The sequence below is a fragment of the Halobacillus sp. ABH2_015 genome, assembly GCF_056158945.1.
The window spans coordinates 24,219-31,922 of the sequence record NZ_JBSWUG010000003.1; the positions used below are offsets into that span (position 1 = coordinate 24,219).

A 7,704-nucleotide genomic window follows, 5' to 3' on the forward strand; every position below is an offset into this window, starting at 1 on the left:
GGCTGACAACCACGCTAGCTTTGAAAACAAGGGGAATACCCCTCGTTTGTTAATATAGTTATACGTATATATTAGCGAATGAAAGCCGGTTTTGCAAGTAATGAGTGCATCTTTTTCTCTACATTATTCGGCAGTTTTCAAAGTATAGACTGGTAGACCGTTAGGGCGAGAGCTTTGGCGGTCTTTTTTGTGTGGAAAAAGAGGTGAACATGATGCAGCAGTTAAATCCAGAAACCTTAAGTGTTATTCAAGCCATGACTAATCAGGATTTATTACCTTATAAGAAGAAAAACTCCCGATTTACAGTGGCGGATCAAGCTTTACAGGATACATATTTGAGCAACAATAAGCATGGTGTGGTTTTTGTCGCTCCTACAAAAGAGCAATTAAGCCAAGGGAAAGGGTTTGTTGTGACCTCTTATGAAGCTTTAGAAAACGTTTATCAAGAAGTTACGCATTGGACACCAAACCTTTTCCGTTTTGGAACTTATTCTGACTTTAAAAAGCAGTATATCAAGGGCCATAAAAAAGAGAACTTAAAACAGATAAATGTTATTGGCTTTGATATTGATACAAAAGAAATGAGTGTATATGACTTGTTCTTAGGGTGCCAGGAACTTGGATTACCTCAACCAAATTTGATACTGGAAACGCCGAAAGGGTATCAAGGTTTCTTTATTTTGGAAACGCCTTTTTATATCCATAATCAGCAGAATTATAAAGCACTACGTGTAGCTGAACGTGTGGCTTCAAATTTATTAGATGCTTTAAGTACATATGCTCCGATCGACCGAAACTGTAATCCTTTTGGCTTTTATCGTATGCCAAATGATGAAAACATTGTTTGCTATCAAGATCAGAAAGCAAATACAGATGATTTAATAAACTGGTCCATAAATTATGAAAAAGAAGTGAAGAAGCAATCTTTTCACGTGATTTATGGAGGCCAGCATGCTTCAGCATGCCATAATACATCTTCAGATTGGTACAAGGCTCTTCTAAGGAATGTGACGATTCAATCAGGGGAGTATGCTTCTAGCCGTAATAACGCTCTTTTAACGCTTGCTTTAGCCAATTATGCAGATGGAATACCATTTGAACAGGCGTATGATGTATTGGATGAATGGAACAGCTCTCTTCATTTTCCTTTGTCTCTTCAAGAGTTCAACCGCACTCTCAAGAGTGCTTATTCAGGCAAGTATCAAGGGGTTCAACGTTCTTATGTTGAGTCGCTTTTAGAGAATTGGACCGATGGATCCATTAGCTTTCACGGTGGTCATGGATGGTATAAGTTTGCGAAGCCTAGAGAAGAACGAGAACGCAGTCATTATCACGAATGGGAAGAAGATATTATAGCCTATTTAAACGCTCATACAAGCGCTGAAAAGCCGGTTATGGAGTGTTCTCTTCGTGTGCTTGCAGATACTCTTAGCATGCCACTATCTACGCTTAAACAGGTATTTAAGAAATCTAAGAAACTATATAAAAAATCTACCGGAAAGGGAAGAGCTGCTAAAACTATTCTAGCTTCTAAGTCTATTTTATTTGATCACTTGATGTTCCTTAAACAGCAAAAAGAAGGTCACTTTCAATCAAAACAATTGGTTCAGTTGTTGTTCCCTTATGAAGAAAAAAGATCATCTTTTATGGGGGTTATTAATGCTTTATCTATGTATGATACAAGTTAAATTTTAATGGGCCAGTCTGCCAATACATATCTATGTACTTGTTTTACCCGTGCTGTTATCCCCTTAAAATATATTTAAATTATTAGGATAATTATACTTTTATTTTTAGCAGGGGGGAGTGTTTCTGCTTTTGACTTTATGGTTCTTTTTATTACTTATAGGTCTTTTATTTTGGTTTGATCCCGAGCTGCTACCCTCTAAATTTTGATAGTTTATATATATATGTTTCCGTTTTTAAATGAGATATGGCAGTCATTATGTAATTGAGTAATTAATGTACTTACCTTATAAACATTTGAGTGGTTAAGTATTTAAATAACCTTTAAAATGTATTTAATTAAAATATTTTATGAATTAAAGACAACCGCCCCTCCATATCATTGTAATGATGCGGGTTATCCATCTTATTTTTTCTTCGCTATCGCTACGAAAACTTACTGACCTCACACACGGAACATCATGTGTATGAGGTCAGTAAGGCATAAGATAGATAACCCTGTATTTTTTTAGTGGAGGGGCGGTTGTCTTTGTATTTTTATTGTGATAATATGGAAAATAATTTAAAGGTTATTTAAAGATTTATGTAATTTTAAGGTCAAGAGAAAGGGGGGTTCTGGTGAAACCCAAGGAGGTTTTTCTAGGGAAAAATAAGTTCAAGAGCAAGTTTAAAGAAAGATAAGTATAGCTGGGTAGTTGTTTTTGGTTCTGTGATTGGAAATATGGATTTTCTTTATTAAATTTAAATGTAAGATTTCGTTGTGTAAACTAGAGAGGAGGATAATATCTAGGGAGGAATTTTGTTGACTTTGTTGAGAGAAAAGCAGGAAGAGATTTTGAGATCAATAGATAGGTTTGGAGTGGTTACATCTTCTCAGTTGATTGAATATTTAAAGGGGAGAGTAAGTCATGTATCTGTCTATAATACAAAAAAGAAATTGTTGTCATTAGGATTTATTGAGGAAGAGAAAATTGGATATCAGTTGTTCTTATATATAAAGCCCAGAGGGGTTGATTATTTAGGAAGTAAGTTGACAGCTTTTACCAAGATTAATGTATCACAGCTGAAGCATCAATTATGGATGAATGATTGTTTATTAGCTTTTAAAGTGATAGCTGCTAAGAAGGGTAAGGATTTTGAATTTTTAACTGAAAGAGAGTTGAGAAGTAATTATCTTACTCAGAATTTTTCGAGCAGAGAAAGGAAGAACACCACTTTACTAAAGAAAGTCCCAGATCGGATACCTGATTTTGTGATTTTTGAAAATGGCAAAAGGATTGCGTGCGAAGTTGAATTAACTCAGAAATCATCGAAAAGGTATAAGGAAAAGTTCGCAAGGTACAAAGATGAGATTTTAAATGGTGAGTATGATGTGGTTCGTTACTTATGTGATGATGAACAGATTATGAAAACCGTTGAAGAGTATGCTATTTCGGCCGGTTTGGAAAAATCCATGTTTCAGCGTGAGCTTATATGGAGGTTGTTAGATATTGCCCAAAAAGAATAACGATGAAGTTGCTAAAGAATTAAGTTTAGGCGTTGCTATGTTGCTTGGAATTTTGTTGATCTTTCCATTGTTAATATTTGCGATTCCCTTTTTCATAGCTGCCCGAGTTTTAAAAAAGCCTAAGATTCATTTGATTGTAAGTGTTTTATCAGGTGTGGTACTTGCTTTTTGTTTAATGTACCGAAGCTTTGATTACTTTGGAATTTATCAGTATTTGCCTTTTGGAGTTTCCTTTTTGGAAGAAGTATTTGGACAAACCATTACTTTTACGAATGTCTCCTGGGTGATTTATATATCTGGAGGTATTGGTACTTCTTATGTATGGGATCTGATTACCACTTATATTCGTTCCAAAAAAGTGCGTTCCATTGAACAAGAACAAGATGAATTTAAGACTTCAAATGAATTTAACCGAGTTTATCAGAAACGTCATGACCTGAATAAGAAAGCCCAAAAGCGTTGGCGTAAACAGGTTATGGATGGAAAGACAGAACAGCTTTTATTGGGAGTTAATCAACGTGGTAAGCCCTTCTACATGGACTTCAAAGAGGTAAATCAACACATGTTCGTTCCAGCTACTACAGGTGGTGGTAAAACCGTTTTACTTCTGAACTATATTGAATATGCGTTAATGAAAAATTATCCGGTTGTTTTCATTGATGGAAAAGGTTCAGCTGAAAGTATAGACGATGTGAAAGAAATTAGTGAGAAATACGGAAAAGAAATAAAAGTCTTTAGTGATGTGGATTCACTAACATACAATCCGATTCGTCACGGTAACGCCACTGTTATTACCGATAAGCTGCAGGCTTTAGTTGAAACGGAAAGCCAGTATTATGTAAAAGTTAATGAGGTATTGGTCCAAACTCTAATTCAATTTATTGATGCTTATGATTTCACTAGGGATTTATGGACGTTTGAAACGTATTTAAATCCCAAGAAGATTAAAGAAGTTCTGAATGATGATTTGATTGAAGTTGAAGAAGAGTATGAAGAACAGGAAGAAAGAGAGGACAAATACAATTACTCTAGCTTTCTTGATGAAGAGCCGGAAGAGGAACCAGAAACGGAAACAGTCACAGTTACAAAAAAACGCAGTAAAAAAGTTAGAAGTGATCGAGCTGATCGCTTTTATAAACGTTTCTTTGAAGATTGGGAAGCTACTGAAGAAGGTGAGCTTTATTTATTTGAAAATGCTTCAGTTGTTCGATTGGCCATTACAGCATTATTAGAGAAAGAGTTGGGCCAGTTGTTTAGAGAAAAAGAAGATGGATTGGATTTATTGGAGGTTAGTGATAACAAGGATGTATTGTTCATTAGCTTTGATGGTTCAATTTATGATAAATACATTAAAACGATTGCTCGTTTTATAATTTATGATTTGAATTTTCTCGTTTCCTACCGGAACCGGCAAAAGATGAAGGAAGAGCCAATTTTAGCTGTGTACGATGAATTTTCGGTTTATGCGAATGACAAGATTGTTGATACCGTCAACAAATCAAGGTCAGCTGGGTTCCACTGTATTATTGCTACTCAAACGATCGCTGATCTAAGGAAAGTAGATAATCATCTGCCGGATCAGGTGATTGGAAATACGAACACTTACGCTATAGGTCAGACAAACAATGACGATGAACATGAAACGTGGGCCAATAAGATTGGAACTTATAAGGACCCGGACATTACCACTGTTACTGAAAGGCAAGAAGGCCGTTTAAAACGTGTTGATCGTAAAGCAGATCAAGGAACTGTACGACTTGTTCAAAAGTATAAAATTACTCCTGATGAAATTAGGAATTTACGTACAGGGGAGTTTGTTGTTTTTCGTAAAGCTGCTAAAGACAAAATTGATCCGGAAGTAGTCTATGTACGGCATCCGTTGATGGATTAAGGAGGGAGCTAATGAAAAAACTTTCTCAAATGAAAGCAAATTTCAAGAAAAACAAGAAAAATAAACCATCTAAACAGTCTACGGATCGTGAAATACGCTTTTCAAGGACCAAGGTAAGAAAAGTTTTAACCATTACCATTTTCGGGGTTATCTTTTTGTCCTTGTTCTTCAATCTTATTTTTTTCATGAAGTATCAAACGATTAGAAATAACGTTGAAGCTTCTGAAAACAAAATTGATGATCAATTACATGAAGTTGAGAACCGAAAAGAAGGTTTTACGGATTCCGTTGTATCGTTTGGACAAGATTTCTTAGATGAATATTATGATGTTCCGGAAAGTCCAGAAGATCGAGAGAAACGTTTAGATACTCTTGGTCGTTATTACGTAAATGGATTTCAAACTTCTGATTTAGAACGTCTGGACGACTTTAAAGGTAGTCGATCTTTAACTGACGCTCGTTATATGGAAACCGAGTACCTGGATGAGAATAAAGCTAATTTGATCTTTGAAGTAAGCTATGAAATTAAAGAAGTTGAAACGGTGGAAAAAGAAGTCACTAAAAAAGATGGTGATGAAGAGAAACAAGAAACCGTTGAGGAAGAAGAAGTTAATGAAGTGAGGGAAACAGAGCAAATTGTTGTTCCTGTTGTAACAGATGGTGAAGGATATGCCGTAACAGGCAAACCTAGCTTGGTTAATCACCGTTATGTAAGTGATATTACCTTAGACGATCAACCGTTGGAGGGGGATGACCTTACAGCTGCAGAGAATAAACAACTTAACCAATCTTTAACAGATTTCTTTACAAGTTATGGTGTAAGTGACGATAAACTACCGTTCATGGCCAATGTGGAGCAAGGATTGAACGGTCAAATTTTTAATGACTTAAACATCCATAAAGTTACAAAAAAGGAAAATGGAGACTATCAAATCATAGCTGATGTTAGTTATCAGAATGAAGAAACATCTTTCAATAGTGTCTACACCTACTATCTTGTAGGTACAAAAGAAAAAGATAAATTCTTTATCGAATCTATTAATCAAGGAGGATTTTAAATGTTTAACTTACAAGATCTTGCCGAAAATCTCATTACGCAGATCGGGTTCATTGTTCTAATCATTATGGTGGTTCGTGCTTTGGTTGCTTACACAAGAGAAGACTGGGGACAGTTCATGTCCGGTTTAGCTCTTGGCGTGCTGTGCTTAGTCCTTGTATTCTTCGGACCTCAGATTGAAGAACTAGCTCGTTCCATTGGTAATGCCATCTTCAACTAATGGAGGTGCTCAAATGAAGGGCGAAAACTTTACGAATGAATATAAATATCCGATTAAGATTTACCGGATAGGTCAATCCATTGAATTTGCAAATGGTTTAGAGCTTCGAAAACTTGTTTTTTCCATCATTTTAGCAGGTGGGATGTTAGGTGTTTTCCTCGTTGTTGGCTTTACGAGTGAAAGTAATGTTATTCGGTTCATTTTGCAAAACTGGTTAATCATGGTCACACTCATTCCGGCTTTGATTACCTTCATCGTTTTCAATTTGAAATATGACGGTAAAGGGGTTCTCCCTTATATCAAAGATCGTTACAAGTTCTATAAAACCCGAAAAAAAGCGATTGAGCATTTTATTGAAGTGCCGACTTCTCAAATGCACAAAGAAATGAAATATGAATCATTCGTTGTTAAAGATAAGAGGGGAGGTAAATATGAGTAAAAAACCCTTGCTGGAGTACCCGATTGATCACATTCATAACAATATGGTGTTCAACAAAAACAATGAAGTTTGGGCTTTTTATCAACTTCAAGAAGAGTATTTGAGACTAAATAGTGAAGTTGATTTTAATAGCTATATTGAACGCACAGCTGATTTCCTTTCAAATCATCAATATGATTATCACATCATGATCTTACCCAGACGGTTTGATTTTGAAAATTTCACTGATGTAATCCAAGAAAACATTGTAAAAGGAGAATTTGCAGACATTGGCCATCGTTATTTTGAGCGAGCCAAGGTTACTTTAGAAAATGAAGTTTTCTTGCATGATTATAAAGTGTATATAGCCATTCATATTAACAAAGGTGATGCTGTTGTAACTACAGACGTTTCCGACTTCATGAAAAAGCTTATGAAGCGGATTCGAGAAGATATTTCAAAGGTCATGACTTTCCAATCGGATGTGGAAGATGATTATTCGTATTATGAGCAGCTGGAGCAAAATTTCAGAAGTAAAACAAGACACAGTAAGACCTATGAACCCGTTAAGGAAAATGAGATTTACAATCTCTTATACTATCAATTTCACCGTACTAGCGACATGTTTGAACTTCCCGATAATCCATATGACTTAACCGAAGGCGTTATTCAAAATCATTATGGATACCTCACGATTTCACACCAAGACTACACAGAGTATATTAGCTTTTTGCCGATGCAGGAAATGCCTGTAACTGTAGAAAACAATCAATATATTCTCGACATTATAGAAAATGTGGACTTCCCCGTTGAATTACAAATCAAATACCATTTCAAAGAGAATCACACGAACATTAGACAGGTGCGAAAGCTTAAAAAAAGGTTTAAAAACTTTGACCATGAGATTCAAACTACGAACACCGCA

At 35.6% G+C, this 7,704-nt stretch carries 6 protein-coding genes and 1 pseudogene; all 7 read left to right on the forward strand.

The genetic code is table 11. The annotated features are described in order from the left end of the window. Positions 1 to 209 precede the first annotated feature (209 nt). Entirely contained in the window at positions 210 to 1,688 is a 1,479-nt protein-coding gene (locus tag ACXAD6_RS20000) for a primase C-terminal domain-containing protein (protein WP_474970501.1), read from the forward strand. A gap of 800 nt (positions 1,689 to 2,488) precedes the next feature. Continuing rightward, the gene (locus ACXAD6_RS20005; protein WP_474970502.1) at positions 2,489 to 3,193 is read left to right on the forward strand and encodes a hypothetical protein; all 705 of its coding nucleotides are present in this window, start codon (positions 2,489 to 2,491) and stop codon (positions 3,191 to 3,193) included. Beyond that, positions 3,177 to 5,084, forward strand: coding sequence for a type IV secretory system conjugative DNA transfer family protein (locus ACXAD6_RS20010; protein ID WP_474970503.1), 1,908 nt, complete (start codon positions 3,177 to 3,179; stop codon positions 5,082 to 5,084). Before ACXAD6_RS20005 ends, ACXAD6_RS20010 begins: the two co-directional genes overlap by 17 nt. A gap of 11 nt (positions 5,085 to 5,095) precedes the next feature. Then, positions 5,096 to 6,142 carry a conjugal transfer protein gene (locus ACXAD6_RS20015; RefSeq protein ID WP_474970504.1) on the forward strand — a complete coding sequence of 349 codons (1,047 nt, stop codon included), beginning with the start codon at positions 5,096 to 5,098 and terminating at the stop codon, positions 6,140 to 6,142. Further along, a complete protein-coding gene (locus tag ACXAD6_RS20020; RefSeq protein ID WP_474970505.1) occupies positions 6,143 to 6,361 on the forward strand; it encodes a hypothetical protein in 219 nt (72 codons plus the stop codon). A 13-nt stretch (positions 6,362 to 6,374) separates the two neighbouring features. Continuing rightward, entirely contained in the window at positions 6,375 to 6,800 is a 426-nt protein-coding gene (locus ACXAD6_RS20025) for a TcpE family conjugal transfer membrane protein (RefSeq protein WP_474970506.1), read from the forward strand. Next, positions 6,793 to 7,704, forward strand: a pseudogene (locus tag ACXAD6_RS20030) (ATP-binding protein); the annotation flags it as partial. The gene ACXAD6_RS20025 and the pseudogene ACXAD6_RS20030, both read left to right, overlap by 8 nt.

Coding starts and splice junctions, on each gene's coding strand:
- ACXAD6_RS20000 (WP_474970501.1), top strand. CDS start 210: ATGATGCAGCAGTTAAATCCAGAAACCTTAAGTGTTATTCAAGCCATG.
- ACXAD6_RS20015 (WP_474970504.1), top strand. CDS start 5,096: ATGAAAAAACTTTCTCAAATGAAAGCAAATTTCAAGAAAAACAAGAAA.
- ACXAD6_RS20020 (WP_474970505.1), top strand. CDS start 6,143: ATGTTTAACTTACAAGATCTTGCCGAAAATCTCATTACGCAGATCGGG.
- ACXAD6_RS20025 (WP_474970506.1), top strand. CDS start 6,375: ATGAAGGGCGAAAACTTTACGAATGAATATAAATATCCGATTAAGATT.